This window comes from Actinomadura darangshiensis (assembly GCF_004349235.1).
Taxonomy (GTDB): Bacteria; Actinomycetota; Actinomycetes; order Streptosporangiales; family Streptosporangiaceae; genus Spirillospora; species Spirillospora darangshiensis.
In genome coordinates this window covers 1-24460 of record NZ_SMKY01000123.1, presented here as the reverse complement: position 1 = coordinate 24460, position 24460 = coordinate 1, and the positions used below count along the sequence as shown (strand labels likewise).

General features: G+C 69.5%; 22 protein-coding genes. 17 read left to right on the top strand and 5 right to left on the bottom strand.

Features of this window, described 5'->3' with window-relative positions; genetic code table 11:
* Both E1293_RS24730 and E1293_RS24725 read right to left on the bottom strand, forming a co-directional pair.
* On the bottom strand, window positions 1-1923 hold a 1923-nt coding region (locus tag E1293_RS24730), incomplete at its 3' end, for a VIT domain-containing protein (RefSeq protein WP_132199836.1).
* Complete coding sequence (locus E1293_RS24725) at window positions 1920-2675, bottom strand: MerR family transcriptional regulator (RefSeq protein WP_132199835.1); 756 nt, start codon at window positions 2673-2675, stop codon at window positions 1920-1922. The genes E1293_RS24730 and E1293_RS24725, both read right to left, overlap by 4 nt.
* 143 nt (window positions 2676-2818) lie before the next feature.
* Here E1293_RS24725 and E1293_RS24720 point away from each other — a divergent pair, with 143 nt between their 5' ends.
* The 3 genes from E1293_RS24720 to E1293_RS24710 all read left to right on the top strand — a co-directional run bounded on the left by E1293_RS24720 (window position 2819) and on the right by E1293_RS24710 (window position 6956).
* The gene (locus E1293_RS24720) at window positions 2819-3574 is read left to right on the top strand and encodes a nuclease-related domain-containing protein (RefSeq protein ID WP_132199834.1); all 756 of its coding nucleotides are present in this window, start codon (window positions 2819-2821) and stop codon (window positions 3572-3574) included.
* Window positions 3575-3807: 233 nt separating this feature from the next.
* Window positions 3808-5574 carry an RNA polymerase sigma factor gene (locus E1293_RS24715; RefSeq protein WP_132199833.1) on the top strand — a complete coding sequence of 589 codons (1767 nt, stop codon included), beginning with the start codon at window positions 3808-3810 and terminating at the stop codon, window positions 5572-5574.
* A 113-nt stretch (window positions 5575-5687) separates the two neighbouring features.
* Window positions 5688-6956 (top strand): NlpC/P60 family protein, encoded by a 1269-nt coding sequence (locus tag E1293_RS24710; protein ID WP_132199832.1) that lies wholly within the window; start codon window positions 5688-5690, stop codon window positions 6954-6956.
* 182 nt (window positions 6957-7138) lie between these two features.
* Here E1293_RS24710 and E1293_RS24705 read toward each other — a convergent pair whose 3' ends face one another.
* Complete coding sequence (locus E1293_RS24705) at window positions 7139-7630, bottom strand: inorganic diphosphatase (protein ID WP_132199831.1); 492 nt, start codon at window positions 7628-7630, stop codon at window positions 7139-7141.
* 219 nt (window positions 7631-7849) lie between these two features.
* On the opposite strand from E1293_RS24705, the gene dacB reads away from it, so the two are divergent.
* From dacB to E1293_RS24650, 11 genes are all read left to right on the top strand, one after another.
* Window positions 7850-9169, top strand: coding sequence for a D-alanyl-D-alanine carboxypeptidase/D-alanyl-D-alanine endopeptidase (gene dacB, locus E1293_RS24700; RefSeq protein WP_243716497.1), 1320 nt, complete (start codon window positions 7850-7852; stop codon window positions 9167-9169).
* A 117-nt stretch (window positions 9170-9286) separates the two neighbouring features.
* Complete coding sequence (locus tag E1293_RS24695; RefSeq protein WP_132199841.1) at window positions 9287-10396, top strand: zinc-dependent metalloprotease; 1110 nt, start codon at window positions 9287-9289, stop codon at window positions 10394-10396.
* Window positions 10397-10441: 45 nt separating this feature from the next.
* Entirely contained in the window at window positions 10442-11440 is a 999-nt protein-coding gene (gene tilS, locus E1293_RS24690) for a tRNA lysidine(34) synthetase TilS (protein WP_132199830.1), read from the top strand.
* A 122-nt stretch (window positions 11441-11562) separates the two neighbouring features.
* Window positions 11563-12126: a hypoxanthine phosphoribosyltransferase gene (gene hpt / locus E1293_RS24685; RefSeq protein ID WP_132199829.1), complete on the top strand. Its 564-nt coding sequence runs from the start codon at window positions 11563-11565 to the stop codon at window positions 12124-12126.
* A 342-nt stretch (window positions 12127-12468) separates the two neighbouring features.
* The gene (gene ftsH, locus E1293_RS24680; RefSeq protein ID WP_132199828.1) at window positions 12469-14472 is read left to right on the top strand and encodes an ATP-dependent zinc metalloprotease FtsH; all 2004 of its coding nucleotides are present in this window, start codon (window positions 12469-12471) and stop codon (window positions 14470-14472) included.
* Window positions 14473-14504: 32 nt separating this feature from the next.
* Entirely contained in the window at window positions 14505-15113 is a 609-nt protein-coding gene (gene folE, locus E1293_RS24675) for a GTP cyclohydrolase I FolE (protein ID WP_132199840.1), read from the top strand.
* 155 nt (window positions 15114-15268) lie between these two features.
* On the top strand, window positions 15269-16165 hold the full coding sequence (gene folP, locus E1293_RS24670; RefSeq protein WP_165978377.1) for a dihydropteroate synthase: 897 nt from the start codon (window positions 15269-15271) through the stop codon (window positions 16163-16165).
* Window positions 16162-16599 carry a nuclear transport factor 2 family protein gene (locus tag E1293_RS24665; RefSeq protein WP_132199827.1) on the top strand — a complete coding sequence of 146 codons (438 nt, stop codon included), beginning with the start codon at window positions 16162-16164 and terminating at the stop codon, window positions 16597-16599. The genes folP and E1293_RS24665 overlap by 4 nt, the downstream gene beginning before the upstream one ends.
* A complete protein-coding gene (folB, locus tag E1293_RS24660) occupies window positions 16596-16979 on the top strand; it encodes a dihydroneopterin aldolase (protein WP_132199826.1) in 384 nt (127 codons plus the stop codon). Before E1293_RS24665 ends, folB begins: the two co-directional genes overlap by 4 nt.
* Window positions 16976-17563, top strand: coding sequence for a 2-amino-4-hydroxy-6-hydroxymethyldihydropteridine diphosphokinase (gene folK / locus E1293_RS24655; RefSeq protein ID WP_132199825.1), 588 nt, complete (start codon window positions 16976-16978; stop codon window positions 17561-17563). The genes folB and folK overlap by 4 nt, the downstream gene beginning before the upstream one ends.
* Window positions 17560-18069: a DUF3180 domain-containing protein gene (locus tag E1293_RS24650; RefSeq protein ID WP_132199824.1), complete on the top strand. Its 510-nt coding sequence runs from the start codon at window positions 17560-17562 to the stop codon at window positions 18067-18069. Before folK ends, E1293_RS24650 begins: the two co-directional genes overlap by 4 nt.
* A gap of 11 nt (window positions 18070-18080) precedes the next feature.
* On the opposite strand, the gene E1293_RS24645 is transcribed toward E1293_RS24650, so the two are convergent.
* Complete coding sequence (locus E1293_RS24645; protein WP_132199823.1) at window positions 18081-19229, bottom strand: NADH-quinone oxidoreductase subunit D; 1149 nt, start codon at window positions 19227-19229, stop codon at window positions 18081-18083.
* Window positions 19230-19620: 391 nt separating this feature from the next.
* On the opposite strand from E1293_RS24645, the gene E1293_RS49575 reads away from it, so the two are divergent.
* The 3 genes from E1293_RS49575 to E1293_RS24630 all read left to right on the top strand — a co-directional run bounded on the left by E1293_RS49575 (window position 19621) and on the right by E1293_RS24630 (window position 23314).
* Window positions 19621-19968, top strand: coding sequence for a PH domain-containing protein (locus E1293_RS49575; protein WP_243716495.1), 348 nt, complete (start codon window positions 19621-19623; stop codon window positions 19966-19968).
* A 260-nt stretch (window positions 19969-20228) separates the two neighbouring features.
* Window positions 20229-21497 (top strand): PH domain-containing protein, encoded by a 1269-nt coding sequence (locus tag E1293_RS24635; protein ID WP_243716493.1) that lies wholly within the window; start codon window positions 20229-20231, stop codon window positions 21495-21497.
* Window positions 21498-21931: 434 nt separating this feature from the next.
* The gene (locus E1293_RS24630; protein WP_243716491.1) at window positions 21932-23314 is read left to right on the top strand and encodes an SGNH/GDSL hydrolase family protein; all 1383 of its coding nucleotides are present in this window, start codon (window positions 21932-21934) and stop codon (window positions 23312-23314) included.
* A gap of 288 nt (window positions 23315-23602) precedes the next feature.
* On the opposite strand, the gene E1293_RS24625 is transcribed toward E1293_RS24630, so the two are convergent.
* Window positions 23603-24427 carry an alpha/beta fold hydrolase gene (locus E1293_RS24625; protein ID WP_207939068.1) on the bottom strand — a complete coding sequence of 275 codons (825 nt, stop codon included), beginning with the start codon at window positions 24425-24427 and terminating at the stop codon, window positions 23603-23605.
* Between the last annotated feature and the right edge of the window lie 33 nt (window positions 24428-24460).

Below are 24460 nucleotides of genomic sequence, written 5' to 3'. Positions count from 1 at the left end.
GGGGGGCGGTGGGCCGGCGAAAGTGTCCGCGGCGGCCGAGAAGGTGGCCCGGCCCATCTGTGGCGCGGCCCAGCCTCGGGGCATCTCCACTGGCTGGACGACCTGGTGCGAGCTGCCGACCTCGGTGGCGACTCGGCTGTCCACCGCGACGAATGCGGTGAAGCGGCAGAGGACACCGAATCGCAGCGAGGTCGCCACGATGCGTTGTTCGAGGTCGTCTGGGCCTCCGACCGCATAGCGGTCTTCCAGGTCGCGCAGGTGGGCGCGGGCCCAGATGGATGTGGCGGCCCGGTCCCGGGTGCTGATGCCGGTGGCGCGCTGTTCCCATGCCGTCCCGTCCGGAGTGGTGCCTTGGACGGACAGCGCCCCGGACGGGGAGCCGCGGAACCTGCCCGCGATCACCAATGGGACGCCGGGGAACAGGGCGCCCAGCCGGGCCGGTGCCACCGTTCCCGAGACGATCTCCAGGCCGTCGGCGTGCAGGGTGAGCCCGGTGGCGAGCGGGGCGGTGATCCGGTGGTGGATGTGCTCCATCGCCTCGTCGAGGCGGTCCTCGGATTCCACGAGTTCGAAGCGCCCGCGGCCGGTCGTGGCGAGGCGGTTCAGGAAGCCGGCGTTGACGGCCTGGTCGATGCCGACCGTGTGGACTCGGACGCCCTGCAACTGTGGCTCCAGGCGGGCGAGGAGCTGGTCCTCGTTGCCCACCTGGCCGTCGGTGATGAGGACGAGCACCCGGTCGCGTGGGGAGTCTGCGAGCAGGCGGCAGGCCTCGTCGAGCGGGGCGAGCATCTCGGTGCCGCCGCGCGCGTCCAGTGCGGCCAGGTGCTCCACGGCACGGAAGCGGTTGCGGTCGGTGCCGTCGGCGAGCCCGGTTCCGAGGTCGCGCGGACGTTCGATGACGGTGTCGAAGGACAGCACGGCGAACCGGTCCTCGGTGCGGAGCGTGTCGACGATGCGCGCGGCGGCACGGCGTGCGGCGACCATCTTCCATCCGCGCATGCTGCCGGAGCGGTCGAGGACGAGCACCACGTCGCGTGGACTTGGCTTGGCCTCTCCGGACGGCAGCACGGTGAGGTTGAACGTCCCTTCGCCGCCGGACTCGTCCGGGACCAGGGAGAGGGCCGCGCTCTCATGCGGGGCGAAGTCCAGGCGGAGGATGAAGTCGCGGTCGAGGCGCTCGCCGGGCTGTAGCCGGACGGTGACGCGTTCGCCGTCGCCTTCTTCGGCCACCACGTGCAGCGCCGATCGGACCTGGGTCAGCGGCAGCCCGGCAGGATCGATGTCAACGGTGACCGCGAGGCGGACCGGGTTGGGGAATCCGGGCAGCAGGACCGGCGGGCTGATCCGGGACGCGTCCGGTACCGCGTCGGTGTCGTCGGCCACTCCGGATCCGGCGCGCTCGTCGTCCAGGGGCGCGCCGGGGATGTAGCGGGGCGCCACGACGAGCGGGAAGCGGAACGTTGTGCTGGACGCCGACTCGTGCGGCAGTGGCTGGTCGAGTGTCAGTCTGATCGTCACGCGTTCACCCGGGAGGATGTTGCCCACCCGCATGGTGAAGACGTCTGGGCGGTCCTCCTCGGCGATGGCGGCGCGCTGCCCCGCGGTTATCGCGGTGTCGTAGTCCTGCCTGGCTTGGCCGCGCTCTTTCAGCTCTCCCTCGATGACCCGGTCGTCGGCCTCCATTCGCAGTGCGGTGACGGCTGCGCGGTCGGGCAGGGGGAAGATGTAGGTGGCCTCCAGCGGTACGTCGAACGGGTTGCGGAAGCCCTGGACCACCTCGATGCCGGCGACCAGGCCGGTGACCGATGCGCGTACGTCGACGGAGTCGAGTGGCAGGTTGCCCTTGTCGGTGCTGAGCGCGCCGAGCCCGCGGTCGGGTGCCGGTGGCGCGGTCTCGGGTAGCGGCAGGATGCGCACGGTCACTGGGTCCTCCGGGGTTCGTCGGCGGGCGGGAACGCGGGGTGTCTGACGTGGTTGCCGGCGGGGGGTAGGAGACCGCGCCGGCGTAGCTCGTCGAGGAGCGGACCCGCGGCGGTCTCGATCGCGGCGAGGTCGTCGCCGCTCAGGGCTGGGACATCCAGGAGCATGGTGAGTCCGGGCGCGAGACGAACCCCCTGGACGACTGCGGGAGGGGAGGCGCCGTAGCCATCGGCGACGGCTGTGCGGCGGTAGGACACATCGGGACGGGCGCTCCAAAAGCTGCCTCGTTCGCGTCCTTCTGCTTCTTCGCCGGGCGCACTTGCCGCAGCCTCCGTGGACGGCACGCCGGCGGGCGCCGTCGTCTCCGCTTCCCCTCTGGCGTCGGCTGCGGTGGCGCCCTGGCGGGCTTCGGCCGGCCCCGCATTGGGCGGGTCGGTGGAGGTGGGGAGGCTCGCTATCTGGCCTAGGACGGTGTCGGTGGCGGCGGTGAGTTCGAGCTGGATCTCGGCGATGGAGCGGCCCGCGGCCTGGCGGCGCTTCACCGCGACGAGCTGCAGGAGATGGCGGGGGCCGTACAGGGCGGTGCGGCCGCGGCGGGCGAGCGGCGGGTCGACCAGGCCGATCGTGGTGTACCAGCGGATCAGCCGCTCGTTGGGCAGGTCGCGCACTCGGCCGCTGACCTGGGCGGATCCGTCCACGGCCAGTGCCGCGGCGGCGCGTTCCGCCAGCTCGCCGATCGTCCACGTACTGTCCATGGCTCCGATAATGACACTGTCATGATGACAGTGTCAACCCGATTCGCGGATCGACCCGGGGAAAGTCCTTGATGTGATCAAGCGGCTGCCGCACGCTGGTGCCTTCAGGTGCGGCTCGGGGGCCGAGGAAATGAGGCCTTGAGGTGCGCAGCAGCGGTGTCGGCGTGTCACGCGCCGGGGCCTCGGCGCGCCACCGGTACCGCATGCTCGCCGCCGAGCACCGCTGGGAGCGACGCGCGATGCGTGCGGTGGTGGCTTGCGCCGCCGGCGTCGTCGCGGCCGGCGTGGGCGTCTGGTGGGCGGGAGTCGTGGTGGCCGTTCTCGTCTTCGTGGGGCATGCGGCCTATGCGAGGTACAAGCCGGGCCCTGTGACCAACTGGCGTCGCGGTGCCCACGCCGAGCGTCGCACTGGACGTCGTCTGGCGCGTCTCGATCCGGCGGGTTTCCATGTGCTGCACGACCGGGTCTTGCCGGACGGGTCCACGCCTGCGGCCAACCTCGACCATCTGGTGGTCGGACTCACCGGCATCTACGCGATCGCTAGCAGGCGGCTCCGGTTGGGGGCTCGGATGCGCGCCGAGCGGCGTCGCCTCTGGGTCGGGCGCAGGCCGGTCGGCGGGGTGGGGTCTGTTGCGGCTCGGGCTGCCGACAGTGTCGCCGAGTTGCTCTCCCAAGAGGTGGGCTATGACGTGCATGTCACGCCGATGGTGGTCGTGCACGGGGCACGGGTCGCCCGGGTTGGTGTCCAGCAAGGGGCAGTGCTCTTCCATGCGGCTGGGGCGATTCCACGCGCCATAGCATCGGAACCCGTCATCTACACCAGCGCGCAGGTCGCTGCCATAGCCGCTGTCGCTGAAAAGCATCTCCCGTCCATGATGGAAACGCTTGTGCGTGACTGAGTGGGCAATATTCAGGCCATTCACTCTGCGTGTTGCCATGATCGCAACACGATATGAAGCCCTGGTAGCGCGAACCATGCGAACCTTGCAGTATCTCGGTCGAATCGCTCAAATCACACAAACGCGACACTTTGCAAAAGTGCCCAGGAAGGCACAAGAATGGTGTTCGGTATCGGAGTTCGATCTCTTGAATTTGCTAGTCAAGAGCGCCCGGAACCTTTAGCTTTTCTGGCATGAACGACCATCTCCTGGTCGAGGCGCTGCGCGAGCGCGACACCGGCGCCACGGCCGCGGTGTACGACGCCTATGCCGACAGGCTCTACGCCTACTGCTGGTTCCAGGTGCGATGCCGTGACACGGCCCAGGTCGCCTTACGGGACGCGTTCGTCGTGGCGGAGGCGCACATCGGCAAGCTTCGCGATCCCGACCGGTTCGGTCCGTGGCTCTACGCCATCGCCCGGCTCGAGTGCGCGAGACGTCTGCCTCCCAGGCACCAGACGCCGGACGTGCCGGTCGCCAATCACGACCAGGAGGACGTCGACCAGCGCATCACGGCGTGGCAGGCGGTCCTGGCGTTGCGCCCCGTTTCGCGGGAGATCCTGGAACTGCGGGTCAGGCACCAGCTGTCGGTCCCCGACCTCGCCGCCGTGTTCGGGTTGTCGCTGAAGGACGCGCAGGCGGCCCTCGACCGCGCGCACGGCGAACTGGACGAAGCGCTGACGGCGGAGATACTCGCGCACAAGGGCCCCTACGGCTGCCCAGAGCGCGCGTCGCTGCTGCGGGAGCGGCGTGGCGACCTCACCCACGACATCAGCAGGCGCCTGATGGTGCACGCAGACGGCTGCTCGGTCTGCGGAGCCTTGCGTCCGCGTACCGTGTCCGCCGCCAAGGTGTACGGGCTGCTGCCCGACGCGACGCCGGCCGCGGAGATGCGAGTCCGCGTGATGAGCTGCTTCCTTGACCCGGAACTGGTCGGCTACAGGCTCTTCGTGGCCACACGGGTCACGGAGTTCACGCCTGATGGCTTTCCCGTCCAGTCCTTTGAGGCAGGAGGCCCGGCCGGAACGGCTCGCCCACGTGGCCGCTGGCGTTTCAGGCGCGCTCGCAAGGCGTCCAAGGACGGAACGACCGTGAGTCTCTACGGCCAGGCCGTCCGTGCCGCCGCAGTGCTCGCGGTGGTGGCGCTCCTCTCCGGCGGTGGGGTCGCCTCCATGTACGGGCTCATCGGTTCCGGACGTGGGGACGCGAACACCGTTTCAGGGCCGCATCCGACGGCGGTGCCTGGCTTCTCCCAGATACCCGGAGCCGACCAGGAGCAGGCTGGACGTCCAACACCGCCTGGAAAGCTCGACGCGGCCCCTGTGTCGGCCACGTTCCCCCTGGGCGCGCGTACCTCGTCCACGCCGCCGACGGCTTTTCCGACGCCGTCCTCCAAGCTGGTCTCGTCGGACGAGCCGTCTGGGCCTGCGGCCACCGGCGCACTAGCGGTCTCCCCACACTTCCTCGACCTGGCGGGGGATTCGGACGGCTCCATTGAGCTGCGCGCAGAAGGCGGACCAGTGGCCTGGCAGGCGAAAAGCCACGGACCTCTGCGAGCCAGCCCATCCTCTGGACGGCTCAAGGCCGGGCAGAGCGTGACCGTGCGCGTCCACGTCTCACGCAAGGAGAACTCGCAGGGAGAAGGGACCATCGCGTTCCGGCCGAGCGGGGAGCAGGTTCGCGTGACCTGGCGTCCCGATGCCCCCGGAACTGATCCGACGCCGACGCCGACACCGACGGACTCCGGCTCAGCGAGCCCGTCCAGTCCGCCTGAGACGCACCGGCCTGGCACTCCCTCGCAGTCGCCCTCTGCGCCCGGACACTCCGGCTCACCGCCCGCCAGTAGCGGGCCGGACCCCTCGCCGTCCACGGAACCGACCGTTCCACCCTCGTCTGGGCCGGCCCCAGAACCGCCATCCGGAACCACCTCCTCCGGCGCCGGCCCGACACCGAGCGGCTGACGAATCGAGCCGCAGGCAGCGAGTGGCGGAAGTACCTGCCCTTGCCAGAGTCAACTACTCTTCGTAGGTGATCATTTGCGCTAAGCAATACATCGCGGGGGGAGGACGTGATCATGGCATCTGGCGCAGCACAGACCCGTCGCGTGATCCCGTCCCCCCGGAGCACGACGCTGCGGCTGGTCACGTTCACCTCCGCCCTGTCCATCGCCATGAGCATGCTCGTGCCGACCGCGGCCGCCCGCCCTTCGTCCGATCCCGGCCCCAGCGCGAAGGACGTCGAACGGAGCGAACGGCAGGTCAAGGAGCGGGCAGCCGAAGTCGGACGGACGAAAGCCATGCTCGCCCAGGCGGACGGTGAACTGGACAGACTCGCCATCGCCGCCGAGGCCGCAGTGGAGCGCTACAACGGTGAGCAGCTGAAACTGCAGCACGCACAGCAGGCGTACGGGGACACCCAGGCACGGCTGGCCGAGGCCAACCGCCGTGTGGAGGAAGCCAGGGCGGGACTGGCGTCATTCGCCGCACAGGTCTACCGGGACAACACCGGCTACGACGAGATCTCGTCGGCGATCGCAGGCGAGGGCGGGCCACAAGGCTTCATGGACCGCGCCGGGATGGTGAAGATGCTCGCCGAACGGCGAACGGCCATGCTCGATCGGGTCGAGGCGTCCAACAACGTGGCGGACGTGTTCCGCCGTCAGGCGAAGGTCGCGCTGGACGAGCAAGGGGCCGCGACGAAGCGTGCCGAAGGGGCGAGACGGTTCGCCCAGGACGCGGTGGCCACGCAGCAGGCATCCGTCCAGCGCATTGAGGCTGAGAAGCGACGCCTAGAGAGTCGGCTTGGCAAGGCCCAGGTGCACGCTGCGAAGGTCAAGCGCGCGCGGGAACGGGCAATGGAGAAGGCCGAAGCCCGTAAGGCGCGTTCCGACTTCACCGATTCGGATCATCCCGGGGCGGGGCTGACCACTTCGGCGGCGCGTGGGGCCATCGTCACCCAGGCGGCCCTAGAGTGGCTCGGCACTCCGTATTCATGGGGCGGAGGCAACGCGGCCGGCCCTAGCTACGGCATAGAACAGGGCGCCGGGACCGTCGGTTTCGATTGCTCCGGCCTGACCATGTACGCGTGGAACAAGGCCGGCGTACGGCTCGACCACTGGACCGGCACGCAATGGACGTCCGGACCACACATCCCCATCAGCGAACTGCGTCGGGGTGACCTCGTCTTCTTCGCGACCGATACGTCCGATCCCGGCACCATCCACCATGTCGGCATCTACATCGGCGGTGGCCGCATGGTCGAGGCGCCCTACACCGGTGCACGCGTGCGCATCTCCAGCATTCATCGGAGCGACCTGATCGGGGCCACACGTCCCGCAGGCTGACCCAGCCCCGGCCCCTGAGGAACGTCCGAGGAAAGCGGGAACCCTTCCGTACGACGTCCAGTACGGAAGGGTTCCGGCGCGACACGCGTCGCGTGGGCGGCGGGGAGCGATCGGCGCCGTCCGCGATTCCCTGTCCCGGCCCCGGCACGGCCCAGCCGGTGGTCGGCGGGACCGGGCGACGCTCAGTGGCCGCCCTGGTCCGCAGCGCGCTTGAAGGACCGCTCGATCTCCTGCTCGGCCTCCACACGCCCCACCCAGCTGGCGCCTTCGACCGACTTGCCGGGCTCCAGGTCCTTGTAGACCTCGAAGAAGTGCTGGATCTCCAAGCGGTCGAACTCGGCGACGTGGTGGATGTCGCGCAGGTGCTCCATGCGAGGGTCGGTGGCGGGGACGCACAGGACCTTGTCGTCACCACCGGCCTCGTCGGTCATCCGGAACATGCCCACGGTGCGGCAGCGGATGAGGCAGCCCGGGAAGGTCGGCTCCTGCAGCAGGACCAGTGCGTCCAGCGGGTCGCCGTCTTCGCCGAGGGTGTCCTCGATGAACCCGTAGTCGGCCGGGTACTGCGTCGAGGTGAACAGCATGCGGTCGAGCCGGATGCGCCCGGTCTCGTGGTCCACCTCGTACTTGTTCCGCTGGCCCTTCGGGATCTCAATGGTGACGTCGAAATCCAAGATGTCCTCCGCTCCCTGCGCGCGCGCAGTGCATAGTCTTTCGGGACCCTGTGAGGCGAGGCCGGCGCCACAGGTGAGTGTTCCCATGTATAAGGATGTCGCACGTTGGTGAGTGCTGAGTGGGAGAGGGGCGGTCACGTGCCTGGACGAGGCCCAGCCCTCGTTGTCCTGTCGCTGTCTCTCCTTAACGTTTTCGCCGCCTCCGCCGGGCTGGCAGTGGTGAAACTCACACCTGACCGGCATCTGTCGCCGCAGCCGCCCAGCGTTGCGGCGCGCGACGTCGTCCGGGCTCCGGACCCGGCGGCCGCCATCCCGGCCGCCGATGCCGGCTCGGGCCGTCCGCCGAACCCGTCCGTCCTGGCGGGACGGCTCTCGGCGCTGGCGGGCGGCCCGAAGGCGAAGATCAACGCGGTGGTCATCGACGCGGAGACTCGCCGCGCCCTGTACGAGCTGCGCGCCGACCGGCCCGCGACCCCGGCCTCGACGACGAAGCTGGCGACGTCGGTGGCGGCGCTGGCCACGGCCGGCCCCGCGCACCAGATCACCACCCGGACCGTGCAGGGCACCGGCGGCGGGATCGTTCTGGTCGGAGGCGGGGATCCTACCTTGACCGCTCTTCCCCCACGTCCCGATGCCGGACACCCGCCCTATGCGTCGCTCATAGACCTGGCCCGCCAGACGGCGTCGGCGCTGAAGGCGTCTGGGGTGCGCCAGGTGCGAGTGGACTACGACGCGTCCGCGTACCAGGGGCCCAGCACGGCCGCTGGATGGAAACCCAATTACCTGCCGGACGGTGAGGTGGCGCCTGTCGCCGCTCTGACCGTTGATGAGGGACGGGTCGCGCCGTCCGATCCGTCCAAGAAGACGCGGGTTTCTGATCCGCCTGCCAGTGCGGCGCGGCAGTTCGCGCGTCTGCTGTCCAAGAACGGGGTCTCCGCTAAGGCAGGGCGACGGACGGTCGCGCAGAAGGAGGCGGCGCAGCTCGGTGCCGTCCAGTCGCCGCCGCTGTCGGCTCTGGTCGAGCACTTGCTGACGGAAAGCGACAACGACGTCGCCGAGGCGATGGCTCGCCAGGTCGCCATCAAACTGGGCCGTCCGGCGACGTTCGCGGACGCTGCTCAGGCCGTCCGGCAGGTTCTGGCCAAGCTTGGGGTGGCGCAGGGCGTTTCCGTCAACGACGGCAGTGGATTGTCGCCTCGAAACCGGATCTCGCCGATCGCGCTGGCGCGGATCGTGTCGCTCGCCGCCGGTGAGGACCACCCGGAGTTGCGTCCGGTCATCACCGGATTGCCCATCGCAGGGTTCTCGGGCACGTTGAGCCCGCCGCGGTACACGGTCGCGACCAGCCGGGCGGGGGCGGGGATGGTGCGCGCCAAGACCGGCACCCTGGCGGGCGTCAGCACGCTGGCGGGGCTGGCCTACGACGCGGACGGCCGGCTGCTCGCGTTCGCGTTCATGGCGGGGGACGGGAAGAGCGCGGTCGATCCGGGGAAGCTCGACCGGCTGGCGGCGGCCGTGGCGAGCTGCGGGTGCGGCTGACCCGGGGGTGTGGCGGCGGGCGTACGGGAGATAACCAGAACGGTTGTTCGTTGAACGACCATGCAGGGCGCTCCGGCGCCACGTCCGAAACGTACGGTGGAGTACATGAGCGCCTCAATGATCGACTGGAACGTGGCGGTTCAGGCCGGAACCCGGCTCGTCAGGCCGGGCCCGCAGGTCACCCACGACGAGGCCCGTGAGGTCGTGAAGGAGCTGCGCGAGCTTTCGAAGATCGCGCATGGGCATGTGCGGGAGTTCACCGGCATGGCCTCCGAGCTCGACCCCGACCCGGCGACGATCGTCGACCGGCCCGGTTGGATCCGCGCGAACGTGGACGGTTTCCGGGTCGTCCTTGAGCCGCTCATGGAGCAGATGTCCGAGCGGCGTGGTCCGGGCGCTCTCGGCAACGCGGGCAACGTGGTCGTCCAGGCCGTGGGCTCCCGTGTCACCGGCATGCAGGTCGGCGCGATCCTGGCGTACATGGCGAGCCGTGTTCTGGGGCAGTACGAGTTGTTCCTGCCGCCGGACCCCTCGGGGCGTGCGTCGACAGGACGGCTCACTTTGGTCGCGCCCAACATCGTCCACGTCGAGCAAGAGCTCGGTGTGGAGTCGCGTGACTTCCGCCTCTGGGTCTGCCTCCACGAGGAGACGCACCGCGCCCAGTTCACCGGAGTCCCGTGGCTGCGCGAGTACGTCCAGGACCAGATGACCAAGTTCCTCCTCGCGTCCGACCTCGACCCGGGCGTGATGCTGGACCGTATCCGGGACGCGGCCGAGGCCGTCGCGGATGTCGTGCGCGGTGGCGACGCCAACCTCATCGACGCGATCCAGAGCCCGGAGCAGCGCGAGATCCTCGACCGCCTTACCGCCGTGATGACGCTCGTTGAGGGGCACGGCGACTACGTCATGGACGCGGTCGGCCCAGAGGTCGTGCCGTCCGTTCAGCAGATCCGGTCGCGTTTCCAGGGGCGCCGTACGGGCGGCTCCAAGCTCGACAGGACGATCCGGCGCCTGCTCGGCATCGACCTGAAGATGAAGCAGTACGCGGAGGGGTCACGGTTCGTGCGCCGGGTCGTCACCGAGGTCGGCATGAGCGGGTTCAATCAGGTCTGGCAGTCGCCGGAGACCCTCCCGACCCACGACGAGATCAAGGAACCGGGCCTGTGGATGGACCGGGTCGTCGGCCCGCGCGCTCTCGACGCCCCGCCCAAGGCCAGCGAAGCCTGACCCTGGCGCGGGCGGCCTGTCGGTGGGTGGTGGTAGACGTTTCCCATGGGTCCTGATCCGGCGGTCGCGGCGGTACGTCTCGCCGTGCGCCGGGTGCTCGCCGAGCTGCCCCAGGACGGGATGGTCCTCGCGGCGTGCAGCGGAGGCGCCGATTCGCTGGCGCTCGCGGGTGCGCTGGCCTTCGAGGCACCCAGGGCGGGACGTCCGGCAGGCGGGGTCACGATCGACCACGGCCTGCAGGACGGTTCGGACGAGCGTGCCGATTCGGTGGTCCGAACCATGGCCGGCCTTGGCCTCGACCCATCGGGATCGGTCGCGGTCACCGTGGATGGGGCAGGCGGCCCAGAGAACGCCGCCCGTGACGCCCGGTACGCGGCATTGGACGATGCGGCCCACCGGCTGGGTGCTGCGGCCGTCCTCCTTGGCCACACCCAAGACGACCAGGCGGAAACCGTCCTGCTGGGGCTCGCGCGTGGCTCCGGGGCCCGGTCGCTGTCCGGGATGCCGGCCAGATTCACGCGTTCTCGCGACGTCCTCTACGTGAGGCCCTTGCTGGAGCTGGATCGCGACACGACACGACGGGCTTGTAAGGCGATGGGGCTGACGCCCTGGGACGACCCCCACAACATCGATCCCGCCTACACGCGCGTGCGCGTACGCCATGAAGCCCTCCCGGCCCTGGAGAAGACGCTCGGCCCCGGAGTGGCAGAAGCGCTGGCGCGGACGGCCAGGATGCTGCGCGACGACGCGGACGCCCTGGACGACCTGGCCGCCCGCGTTTACACCGACCTGGCGACCACAACGGACGGCAACCGCGTAGCCATCCGCCTGGAAGGTCTAGAGGCGCTGCCCCGAGCCGTCCGTACACGGGTCCTGCGGATGGCGGCGGTCGCGGCGGGAAGCCCACCCGGTACGCTCGCGGCGGTCCATGTCGATTCAGTGGATCGGCTGGTCACGGCCTGGCGCGGCCAGCGGCACGTGGATCTGCCCGGGGGGCTGCGAGCCGTCCGGCGGTCCGGCAAGCTGCTGTTCGGCCCGGTTTGACGTCGCGGCGTGTGCGCACCATCACACGGCGCGGCCGCTGCAGGCCCACGCGGCGCGCGGCGGTGTCCGTTCCTGCGTCCGTCCCACCGGACGGGCGGGTTCTGAGCGATGAGGGTGGGGTTGTGGACGAGAAGGACCTGGGCAACGACCTGGCGAAGGTACTGATCCCCGAGGCCGACCTGCAGGCGAAGGTGCGGGGGCTCGCCGCACAGATCGACGCCGACTACGCGGGCAAGGACCTGCTGCTCGTCGGGGTCCTCAAGGGCGCCGTCATGATCATGGCGGATCTGGCGCGGGCGCTGCACTCGCCCGCCTCGATGGACTGGATGGCGGTCTCGTCCTACGGGTCGGGCACGAAATCGTCCGGCGTCGTCCGGATTCTCAAGGACCTCGACACCGACATCCTCAACCGGCACGTGCTCATCGTGGAGGACATCGTCGACTCGGGCCTGACACTGTCGTGGCTGGTGAGCAACCTGCGTTCGCGTGACCCCGCGTCACTGGAGATCTGCGCGCTGTTGCGCAAGCCGGAGGCGGTCACGACCGAGCTCGATGTGAAGTACATCGGTTTCGACATCCCCAACGAGTTCGTCATCGGCTATGGGCTCGACTACGCGGAGAAGTACCGGAACCTGCCGTTCGTGGGCACGTTGGCCCCGCACGTGTATGGCGGCGATGGTGCCTGACCCCGCCTAGGATCGGGCCACGGGAACCCCTGGTCACGGTTCGTTGGCCGGCCCGCCGCGGACGCGCCGTCCAGAGGCGCGCGAACGGCCCCAGGGAACAAGCGACCGTGACGAATCGTTGCAAGGATCGTTGACGGGTATATGGAAGGGATGCAGGGGAACGGCGTCGGCTGCGTCTCCTGCGCCCTGCGGTGTACCGTCGGTGTCCCGGACCCTGGGTTCGGGGAGCCATATGTGGGAAGCCGCCATGGAGGGTCTGTAGCCCCCGGGCGACGGGCCATTGGCGAGGATGCACACAGACGTTGGTCAGGAGGGACGGGCCCCCCAGGGGTAACCGGATAAATGGACGTGAAGCGCTACTTTCGCGGGCCGCTGCTGTGGATCCTGCTGTTCGGCCTCTTGGTCGCCCTCGTCATGTGGGGCGTCAACCCCGGCCGTTCGTTCGAGAAGGTGGACACCTCCAAGGTGGTCCAGGAGATCAACGCGGGTCAGGTCAAGTCCGCCAAGATCGTGGACAAGGACCAGCGGGTCGAGCTCACCCTCAAGAACGGCAAGCAGCAGCAGGCCTCCTGGGTCGACGGCCAGGGACTCCAACTGCAGCAGCAGCTGCAGAAGCAAGCCGATGCCGGCAAGCTGCCCGGCGGCTACAACGTTGATGTCCCGAAGCAGAGCTTCTTCCTGAACCTGCTGTTCAGCCTGCTGCCCATCGTGGTCATCGTGCTGATCTTCCTGTTCATCATGAACCAGATGCAGGGCGGCGGCTCGCGGGTGATGAACTTCGGCAAGTCCAAGGCCAAGCTCATCACCAAGGACACCCCGAAGACCACCTTCGCCGACGTGGCCGGGGCCGACGAGGCCCTGGAAGAGCTGGAAGAGATCAAGGACTTCCTGCAGAACCCGGCGAAGTTCCAGTCGATCGGCGCCAAGATCCCCAAGGGCGTGCTGCTGTACGGCCCGCCCGGCACCGGTAAGACGCTGTTGGCGCGCGCCGTGGCCGGCGAGGCCGGCGTGCCGTTCTACTCGATCTCCGGTTCGGACTTCGTCGAGATGTTCGTCGGCGTCGGCGCGTCCCGCGTCCGCGACCTGTTCGAGCAGGCCAAGACCAACGCCCCCTCGATCATCTTCATCGACGAGATCGACGCCGTCGGCCGGCACCGCGGCGCGGGCCTCGGCGGCGGCCACGACGAGCGCGAGCAGACGCTGAACCAGTTGCTCGTCGAGATGGACGGGTTCGACGTCAAGGGCGGCGTGATCCTGATCGCCGCGACGAACCGCCCCGACATCCTCGACCCGGCGCTGCTGCGTCCCGGCCGCTTCGACCGCCAGGTCACCGTCGACCGCCCGGACCTGGAGGGCCGCAAGGGCATCCTGCGGGTGCACGGGCGCGGCAAGCCGTTCGCGCAGGACGTCGACCTGGACGTGATCGCGCGCCGCACCCCGGGCTTCACCGGCGCCGACCTGGCCAATGTGATCAACGAGGCGGCGCTGCTGACCGCGCGCTTCGACCGCAAGCTGATCGACATGGACACCCTGGAAGAGGCCATCGACCGCGTCATGGCCGGGCCGGAGCGCAAGACCCGGGTGATGTCGGAGAAGGAAAAGAAGATCATCGCCTACCACGAGGGCGGGCACGCCCTCGTCGCGCACGCGCTGCCGAACTCCGACCCGGTGCACAAGGTGACGATCCTTCCGCGTGGACGGGCCCTGGGCTACACCATGACCCTGCCGATGGAGGACAAGTTCCTCACCACGCGCTCGGAGATGACCGACCAGCTCGCCATGCTGCTCGGTGGGCGCACCGCGGAGGAGCTCGTCTTCCACGAGCCGACGACCGGTGCGGCCAACGACATCGAGAAGGCCAGCGGCATCGCGCGCAACATGGTGACCGAGTACGGCATGAGCGAGCGGCTGGGCGCCCGTAAGTTCGGCAGCGGCCAGGGCGAGGTCTTCCTGGGCCGCGACATGGGCCACGAGCGCGACTACTCCGAGGACATCGCGTCCGCGATCGACGACGAGGTCCGCCGCTACATCGAGGCCGCGCACGACACCGCGTGGGAGATCCTCACCGAGTACCGGGACGTCCTGGACGACCTCGTGGTCAACCTGATGGACAAGGAGACCCTGTCCAAGGACATGGTGCTGGAGATCTTCTCGCCGATCCAGAAGCGGCCGCACCAGAACTCCTACACGGGCTATGGCAAGCGCCTGCCGTCCGAGCGTCCGCCGGTGCTCACGCCCAAGGAGCTGGCTCTGCTCGGCCCGCAGGACGTCACCGAACTGACCAAGGGCAACGGCCAGGGCAGCGTCCCCTCCGAGGCCGTCGACCCGGCCCAGGGCGAAAGCTGACCGCCTTGGCGATTCCGTACGACGAGGCGCCGATCGAGGAGGACCCGCCGGGCGCGACCGTGCACGGCGGGCACTTCGACCATGCGCGCATCGCGAGGGCCGTCCGCGAGATCCTGATCGGCATCGGGGAGGACCCCGACCGTGACGGGCTGCGTGACACGCCCGCCAGGGTGGCGCGGGCCTATGCGGAGCAGTTCGCGGGCTTGCGCCAGACGCCCGAGGACGCGCTGACCACGGTGTTCGACGCCGACCATGAGGAAATGGTCCTGGTGAAGGACATCGAGGTGTACTCGGTCTGCGAGCACCACCTGGTCCCCTTCCACGGGGTCGCCCATGTGGGGTACACGCCCAACAAGAAGGGCCAGATCACGGGTTTGTCCAAGCTGGCCCGCCTGGTCGACGTGTACGCGCGCCGGCCGCAGGTGCAGGAGCGACTCACCAGCCAGGTCGCGGACGCGTTGATGAGCGTGCTGGAGCCGCGCGGGGCGATCGTGGTGATCGAGGCGGAGCACCTCTGCATGACGATGCGCGGTGTGCGCAAGCCGGGCGCGAAGACCGTGACGTCGGCGGTGCGCGGCGACTTCCGCGATCATGCCGAGACGCGGTCCGAGGCGATGAGCTTGATTCTCGGCCGCTACTGAACCACAGGCCCTGGTCGGGCCGCCAGACCGCCCAGAACGGGTCTCAGCGTCGCGCTGAGGCCCGTTCTGCTGGTTCCGGAGGGGGTATGCCGGACGCGTCGGAGCGGCCGAGGCCCGCTCCGGCAAGGTGTGCGCAAGGCATAGGGTTGGGTGACATGACCAGTGCCGCCGTTCCGGGGCTGCCCGAGCCAGGGCGGTGCCTCGTCATGGGCGTGGTCAACGTGACACCCGACTCCTTCTCGGACGGCGGGGCCTGGTTCGACCCGGAGAAGGCCATTCGCCACGGGTTCGACCTCGTCGCGGAGGGCGCCGACATCGTCGACGTGGGCGGCGAATCCACGCGCCCTGGCGCGCAGCGTGTGTCGGAGGACGAGGAACTGCGCCGCGTGGTGCCCGTCATAGAGGCACTCGTTGCTGAGAACGTTCCGGTCAGCGTCGATACCATGCGCGCAGAGGTCGCCGAGGCCGCCGTAGGCGTGGGCGCCCGGTTGGTGAACGACGTGAGCGGCGGCTTGGCCGACCCTGACATGCCGCGTGTGGTGGCCGCCGCGGGCGTCCCGTATGTGGTGATGCACTGGCGCGGCCACAGTCACGACATGCAAACGCGCGCCATCTACACGGACGTGGTCCGTGAGGTGCGCGACGAACTGCTGCACCGAGTCGACGCCGTCCTAGGCGAAGGCGTCGATCCGTCGATGATCGTGCTCGATCCTGGGCTCGGCTTCGCCAAGAGCCCGAAGGCAGGCCATAACTGGGCGCTGCTGGCCCGGCTCGACGCGTTGACCGCGACCGGGTATCCGGTGCTGGTCGGCGCGTCCCGCAAGAGTTTCCTGACGAAGCTCCTAGCGGATCCGGACGGGACGCCCCGCGCCTTCGCCGAATGCGACGATGCGACGGTGGCGACCACGGCGTTGGCCGCGGTGTCCGGGGCATGGTGCGTGAGAGTGCACAGAGTCCGGCCCAACGCGGACGCGGTGCGAGTGGCGGCCGCCATCAGCGCGGCCCGCCCGGTCAGTGAAGACAGTTCCGACGACGGGGGTTCCCGCCTATGAGCCGTGCCGTTAACCGTGCCGACGTGGACGAGGTCCACGCCGAGTTCTATGCCGCTTTCGAGGCCGGTGACTTCGACCGGATGTCGGCGGTGTGGGCGGACGGCCGGTACGCCGAGGGCGTCTCCTGCGTGCATCCCGGCTGGACGATGCTGCGCGGACGTGAGGCGGTACTGCGCTCCTGGGCGCTCATCATGGCCAACACGACCTACATCCAGTTCGTGCTGACCGACGTTGAGACCGACGTCTACGGCGACCACGCCGTAGTGACGTGCAAGGAGAACGTCCTCACCGCCGACGAGGACACGGAGGCGGGTTTCCTCGCGGGGGGAAGCATCGTGGCGACGAACGTGTTCGTACGGGCGGACGGTGAGTGGCGGCTCCTGCTTCACCATGGCTCACCCGTCCTCAACGTCGTGGATGCAGAGGAAGAATGACTCTCGACCGCATCGAGGCTCTCGACCGCATCGAGTTGCGCGGGCTCCGGGCGCGGGGCCGGCACGGGTGCCTGCCCGCCGAGCGCGAGCTGGGCCAGGAGTTCGTCGTGGACGCGGTCCTCGGGCTGGACACCCGCCCGGCCGCGGCCGATGATGACCTCTCGCGTACCGTCGACTACGGAACGCTCGCCGGCCGTCTGGTCGCCGTCGTCGAAGGGGAGCCCGTCAACCTCCTTGAAACGCTGGCCGACCGGTTGGCGACAATATGTCTGGAGGATGGGACGGTGTCCGAGGTGGAGATCACCGTCCACAAACCGAGCGCCCCGGTCCCGCACCCCTTCACGGACGTCGCCGTGAAGATCAGGAGGATTCGCCCATGACAGCGTCCGACCGCATGCCCGACCGCACCGCCACCGGCGGGCACATGCTGGTCCAGCACCGTGTCGTGTTCTCGATCGGCAGCAACCTCGGGGACCGGCTGGACAACATCCAGGAGGCGGTCGACGCGCTGTTCGACGCTCCGGGCCTGAATTTCGTGGCGTTCTCGCCCGTCTACGAGACCGCGCCCTATGCGCCGCGAGGGGAGAACATCCCCGAGCAGGGCGACTTCCTCAACATCGTGCTGATCGCCGATACGCGCCTGCCACCGGAGAACCTCCTTGAGCGGGTCCTGAACATCGAGAACGCGATGCGCCGGGAACGTGTGGTCCGCTGGGGTCCGCGCACGCTCGACATCGACATCGTGGTGTTCGGCGACGTTTCGTCCGACGACCCCGATCTGACGCTCCCGCACCCGCGCGCGCACGAGCGCGCCTTCGTGCTCGCCCCCTGGGCCGACATCGAGCCGGACGTCCTGCTGCCGGGGCACGGCCGCGTCGGCGACCTGGCGCAGGCCAAGCAGTCCGAGGGTGGTGCGTCGGCCGTCCAGCGGCGTGACGACCTGGCCTTGCAGCAGCCTGCATGAAACCGTCCCGCCCGCTGTTCGTCACCGCCCTCGTGGTCGTCATCGCGGTGATCACCTGGGCGGTGCTGCGTTCTGCCTACGTCTCGCTCCCGCCGCTGCCGTGGACGGCCGTGCCGACGCTGCTGCTGCTGGCGCTCGGTGAGGCCTTCACCGGGCTGAACGTCCTGCGCCGGATCCGCCGCAGGAGCGACAAGGGGCGGAGGCCAGAGGCGGGGCGCAAGCCGGCGCAGAAGCCGCTCGACCCCATGGCGGTGGCGCGCCTGGCCGCCCTCGGGAAGGCCAGCGCGCACTCCGCCGCGGTCATCGCCGGCGTTTTCGCTGGGTTCGCCGCGAATCTGGCGTCCTCCCTCGACAAACCGACCCCACGCCACGACTTCTTCGTGAGCGGCGGGACGTTCCTCGCGGCGGTGGTGCTAGTGGCGGGGGCGTTCTTCCTGGAGTACGCGTGCCGGGTGCCCAAGGACCCGGAGGAGGAGGAACACGACCGCCGCGCGTCCCGCGCATAAGCGTTCGTCGCCTATTTGTCGATGTCGCCGACGACGAAGAACATCGAGCCGAGGATGGCGATCATGTCGGCGACGAGGTTGCCGGGCAGCAGCTCGGTGAGGACCTGGATGTTGTTGAACGATGCGGACCGCAGCTTCATCCGCCACGGGGTCTTCTCACCGCGCGACACCAGGTAGTACCCGTTGATGCCCAGCGGGTTCTCCGTCCAGGCGTAGGTGTGCCCTTCCGGGACCTTGAGGACCTTCGGCAGCCGCTGGTTGATCGGGCCTGGCGGCAGGTCGGCGAGGTGGTCCAGGCAGGCGTCGGCGAGGTCGAGGGAGGCGTGGACCTGGTCCAGCAGGCACTCGAAGCGGGCCAGGCAGTCGCCCTCCGTACGGGTGACGACGCGGACGTCCAGGTCTCCGTAGGCGAGGTAGGGCTCGTCCCTGCGCAGGTCGAAGTCCATGCCGGACGCGCGGGCGATGGGACCGGACGCGCCGTACTGCAGGATCTGCTCCTGCGTGAGGACACCGACGCCTCTCGTCCGGGCCCGGAAGATCTCGTTGCCCATGATGAGGTCGTCGATGTCGCCCATGCGCGACCGGACCTCAGTGACGGCGGTCCGCGCGCGCGCCGTCCAGCCGGCGGGAAGCTCGTCCTTCAGGCCTCCGACACGGTTGAACATGTAGTGCATGCGCCCGCCGGAGATCTCCTCCATGACGCGCTGCAAGGCCTCACGTTCACGGAACGCATAGAAGATCGGGGTGATGGCGCCCACTTCGAGCGGATACGAGCCGAGGAACATCAGATGGTTGAGGATCCGGTTGAGCTCTGCCAGCAGCGTCCTCATCCAAACGGCGCGCGCCGGGACCTCCATGCCGAGCATGCGCTCCACGGCGAGGACGACGCCGAGCTCGCTGGAGAACGCCGACAGCCAGTCGTGCCGGTTCGCCAGGACGATGATCTGCCGGAAGTCGCGGACTTCGAAGAGCTTCTCCGCCCCCCGGTGCATGTACCCGACGATGGGCTCCGCGGTCGAGATGCGTTCGCCGTCCAGGGTCAGCTTCAGCCGGAGCACGCCGTGCGTGGACGGGTGCTGGGGGCCGATGTTCAGAGTCATGTCCTCGGTGGCGAGCTCCTTGGCGCCCGCACCGATCCCGACGATCCGTTCGGTGGTCATGGTCGCGTCTCCGCCGCTCCGGTCACCGCTTCATGGTCCCATGGCGAGCGGTACTCGTTATCCGGTTGACTAGGGGGCAATGAACGCGAGCCACGGCGAACCGCCATACGAGCCCGCCGCGCGGCCTGGACCCCAGGGCGCGGCGCACATGCCCGCGCCTCCCGGCCCGGGCCACGGCGGCCCACCGCCTGGCCAAGGTCAGGTAGGGGCACAGTACCCGGCGCAGCAGAGCCCGCCCACCTACCAAGCGGATCAGGCGTTCGCGCCTGGCTCGGGCCTCCACTGGTCGCCCATTTCCAAACGCCATGCCCTGCACCGGCTCCTCGCCGCCGTTCTGTGGGCGATCCCAATCGGTGGTGCGGGCGCGTTCATCGTGTGGAGGAACGGTGGCGTGATCGCCGCGGCGATGTGGATCGCCGCCGTCGTCCTCGGGGTCGCCCTCACCTGGCTGGTCGCGGAACTGGATCGGCGCGCCTACGGCTACGTCGAGCGTGCCGACGACTTCATCGTGACGCACGGGGTGTTCGTCCGGCGGCTCATCGTCGTCCCGTACGGACGCATGCAGTTCGTGGACGTCACCGCTGGGCTCATCGAGCGGTGGATGGGCATCGCCACCGTCCGGATGCACACCGCGGCCGCCGCGACGGACGCGACCATCCCGGGACTGCCCACTGCGGAGGCGGCGCATCTGCGTGACCGACTCGCGCAGAAGGGCGAGGAACGGAGCATGGGGCTATGAGCGGCCCCTATGGCCCATACGGACCACAGCGCCCGCAAGGACCGCCTGGACCGCAAGGACGACCCGGCTCGTATGGACCGCCCGGCCCATACGGACCCCCGTACGGGCCCCAGGGCCGCCCCTCAGGCCCTCCGTACGGCCCCCCGCAACCGCCTTATGGGCCGCCGCGCCCCCCGTACGGGTACGGTCCGCCGCAGGCGCAGCGCCCCCCGATCCGCTTCTCCGAGGGCACGCACAGGCTCCACTGGGCGACGGCCCCAATGCGGGCGTTCATCTTCCTCATCATCTACTTCGTCCTCCTGGGCTTCCCGCTACTGCTGACGCAGACGAGCAGCGGCATCACCCTGGCGCTCACTCCGGACGTCATCTTCCGGTTCCTCCTGGTGACCATCCCCATGGGGCTGATCGCGGTGGGCACGGGCCTGTGGACGTGGCTGGCAATGCGTTTCCGGATCGACAACGACGACCTGGTCGTCGAGACCGGCATCCTGCGTAAGAACGTGCGCCGTATTCCGCTTTCGCGCATCCAGGCCATCGATCTGGTCCGCCCACTGGTGACGCGGGTGTTCGCGCTGGCGGAGGTACGCGTGGAGCTGGCCGGAGGCGAGAAGAGCGAAATCGCGCTCCGCTACCTGGGGCGCCACTCGGCACAGCAGTTGCGCGCCGAACTCCTCGCCCGCGCGGCCGGGCTTCCGGGCCACACGCCAGAGGCGCCCGAACGACACCTGTGGCGCGTCCCGTTCGGCTCCCTGTTCGGGTCGCTGATCGTGCGGCTGCCCGTCCTCGGGACGGCGCTGCTCTTCATCGCGTCCCTGATCTTCCTCGTGCTGTACGCCGAGGGCGGCATCCTGGCCGTCACCATCCCCGTCCTGCTCGGCCTCATCCGAGCCGTCGCCGCGCCCCTGGTGATGTACGCCAACTTCACCGTCGCCATGTCACCGGACGGGATCCGCCTGCGCTACGGGCTGCTGGAGACCCGGATGCAGACGCTGCCGCCTGGCCGTGTCCAAGCCGTCAGCATCATCGAACCGGCGTTCTGGCGGACTCTCGGCTGGGCCCGCGTCGAGGTCACCGTCGCCGGCTACGCAGGCGAGCGCCAGGCGCTGTCCTCGACGCTGCTGCCCGTCGCGCCCCGCCACGTCGCCATGCACCTCGTCTCACAGGTCTTCCCAGGGACGAACGTGGACGCGGTCGCCCTCGTCCCTGCGTCCTCCAAGGCCGTGTCGATCGACCAGGCGGACGGCGCCGGCACCGACGACGTCGTCTTCGTGACCCGGCACGGATGGCCGTGCCGCCGCACGGACGTGATCGCCCACGCGCGCGCGCAGAGCGTCCGGCTCACCGTGAACCCGTTCCAGCGCCTTCTGGGTCTGGCCACGGTCCACGTCGACGCGCCTCCCGGCCCCGTGCAGGTGGCCGCGACGGACCGTGAACTCGGCGAAGCCCGCGCGATCGTGGAATCCACCGCCCGCCGCGCCCTGGCCGCCCGGCGCGCCGGCGGCGGAGACCCCGCCCGCTGGGCCCGCTGACGAGTTATCCACAGAACCCCGTTCTACTAACACCCCCACCTGCCTAGCCCGACCATGGATCTCAGTCGACCCGCCCACAGGGGGGAGGGCGGGTCGACCCCACGACCCCGGGTTGGTCCGTGGCGCCTGTACGAACGCTGTTTCGGCCGGCTTGGCATCGCGCTTCTAGCGCGAAAGTTTCGAAATATATCGATGGAGGTCGCCGGTAACGTACGCCGTCTCATGGGTGTGGTCAATGGGCTTTGCTTGAGGGGCGATCGTGGGGTTGCCGAGGCGAGTTCGCTGCGAGAAGCAGGCTAGGCGGGGGTCAGAGGCGCTTCCGAAGGTTGTTCTTGACGCGTTGATCCGGGCGGCGTACGTTCAGCCAAAAGTTCGAAAGGCTTCGAAAGCTTTCGAATCGCTCCCTCGTTCGCAGAGTCGATCGGAGACCTGGGGTGAGACGTTTCCTGAGAGCGGGCGCGTTCGCGCAGCGCCTGCATGCCGGCAGGTCGGCCGGCGCCATGACGCTCGCGGCCGCGCTGGTCGCGGCGTCGTTCACGGTCGCCGTCCGGGGCGCGGAGGGCGCGCCCCGGACGGCCGGCGGCCCGGCCGTTCCGAAGATCGGCGGCCACTGGGTCGACAGCTGGGTGTCGATGCCGCAGCTGACCGAGCCCGGCAACATGCCGCCGCCACCGTTCACCCGGGACGGCGGCGTCTTCGACGATGCGACGCTGCGCCAGACCGTCCGTGTCTCGGTCGGCGGACGCAACGTGCGGCTGCGGTTCTCCAACGCGTTCGGCGGCACGGCGCTCCCGATCACCAAGGTGTCGGTGGCGCTGCCGGACGGCGGGAGGGCCGGCGTCAGCGCGATCGAGCCGGGGACGTCCCGGCCCGTGACCTTCCACGGCCGGTCTGCCGTGGTCGTCCCGGTCGGCGCGCAGATGGTCTCCGATCCGCTGCCGTTCCCGGTGGCGCCCAGGTCCGTCCTGAGCGTGACGACCTATCTGGCGGACGGCCAGGCCTCCACCGACATCACGTCCCACCCCGGATCCCGGACCACGTCCTACATGGTGGCCGGGGACCACGTCGGGGACACCGATCTGCCCGGAGCGACGCACGCCGACCACTGGTACTTCCTCAGCGGCCTCGAAGTGTGGGCCCAGCAGGCCACCGCGGCGGCCGTCGTGCTCGGCGACTCGCTCACCGATGGACGCGGCTCCACCACCAACATGAACGACCGCTGGCCGGACCAGTTGCTCGACCGGCTGCAGTCCCATCCGTCCACGAGCGGCATCGCCGTCGTCAATCAGGCGGCCGGTGGCAACCGCGTCCTCAACGATGGGCTCGGCCCCAACGCGCTCGCCCGGTTCGACCGCGACGTGCTGGCCCAGAGCGGCGTCCAATGGCTGGTCGTCTTCGAGGGCGTCAACGACATCGGTACCGCCGCGGCCACCCCTGCCGCGCAGAAGCAGGTCGCGGACGACCTCATCGCCGCCTACGACCAGATGGTCGTCCGCGCGCATGCGCTGGGCATCCGGGTGTACGGCGCGACGCTCACCCCGTTCGGCGGCAACACCATGTACGACGATCCGGACGGCTACCGCGAGGGTGCCCGCCAGGCCGTCAACGAGTGGATCCGCGCCGGTCACCGCTTCGACGCCGTCATCGACTTCGACCGTGCGGCCCGCGACCCCGCCGACCCGCGCAGGCTCCGGCCGTCCCTGGACGTCGGCGATCACCTGCACCTGAACCCGGCCGGATACAAGGCGCTCGCGGACGCCGTCCCGTCCGCCCTCTTCCGGCAGCGACGGCTGTCCCCGACCTTCGGATTCAACTGAATGAACACGACAAACCGATCCAGGCCGTCCATGCGGGAAAGGGCGCGTCCTGCCGGGACCGAGGCCCGCGCCCACCCGGGCGCTGGGGCACTGAGAGGTGACGCTCCTGGATCGATGTGAACGCGCCGGCCGCCGCGGACCGTCCGCCGAGTAGTGGGAGCAGTCAAGGCACGGACACCCGGCGGCCGGCGCCCGGTAACGGACCCTTCCCAAGCCCGCAAGGCAGGGCTCCGGCCGTCCATCTGGGGAGGTGTGGTGGCGGTCTTGGGTTGGGTCGCTGGTGCGTTGTCAGGAGGTTAGGAGTTCGTGGGTGCGGGCTGCGAAAGCGCGAGGGAAGGCCGTGTTGCCGTTGTGGCCTCCTGGGAATTCCGAGAGGGGAGCGTTCAGGACGGCGGCCAGTTGCGTCGCGCACTGATGGTTCCAGGCGCGCGTTGAGTCGGCCCCGGCGGCGGGGATGATGCGAGTCGTCGCGGTGGCGGTCAGGATTTCGGCGGGGCCGAGGGTGTCGCGGCGGAGACCGGCGACGTCGTTGGTCAGGTAGTAGGTCATGTTGGCCGCGCGGTCCGCGGTCATCGGGACGGTCGTGACGCCGGACTCGGTCCTCATGTTGGCGGGGTCGAGGCCGGTGGCGGCGGTGACCTTCGCGACGGCCGCGCGCCAGTCGCCGGCGCGGGCGGCGGTCTCGACGTCGGTGAGGGTGCGCTCGATCCGCGCGCGGTCGGCGGGCGGCAGCAGGCCGGGCACGGCGGGGTCATGGGCGATGAGGACGGACAACCGCCCGGGGTGGGCCGCCGCCAGGTGCAGGCCGTAGAGGGCGCCGAGGCTGCATCCGAGCATGAGCGCGGGCTCGTCCGTGAGCGCGGCCAGCAGATGGTGGACGTCCTCGGCGTGCGTCTCGGGCGGGACGAACGCGGACGGATCGGCCACCTTCGTCCGGGACAGTCCGCGGCGGTCGTAGGTGACGACGGTGTAGTGCTCTACCAGTCGGTCGACCATGGCGGCGCTCCGCCCCGCGTCGCCCTCGCCGCTCTGGCCGATGATCAGCACCGGGCCCGTGCCCCTGACCTCGTAGTACAGGTCGGCGCCGGGCACGGGAAGCATCGCGGTCTTCATCGGATCTCCTTTGAGGTCAGGGCAGTGGGGCGG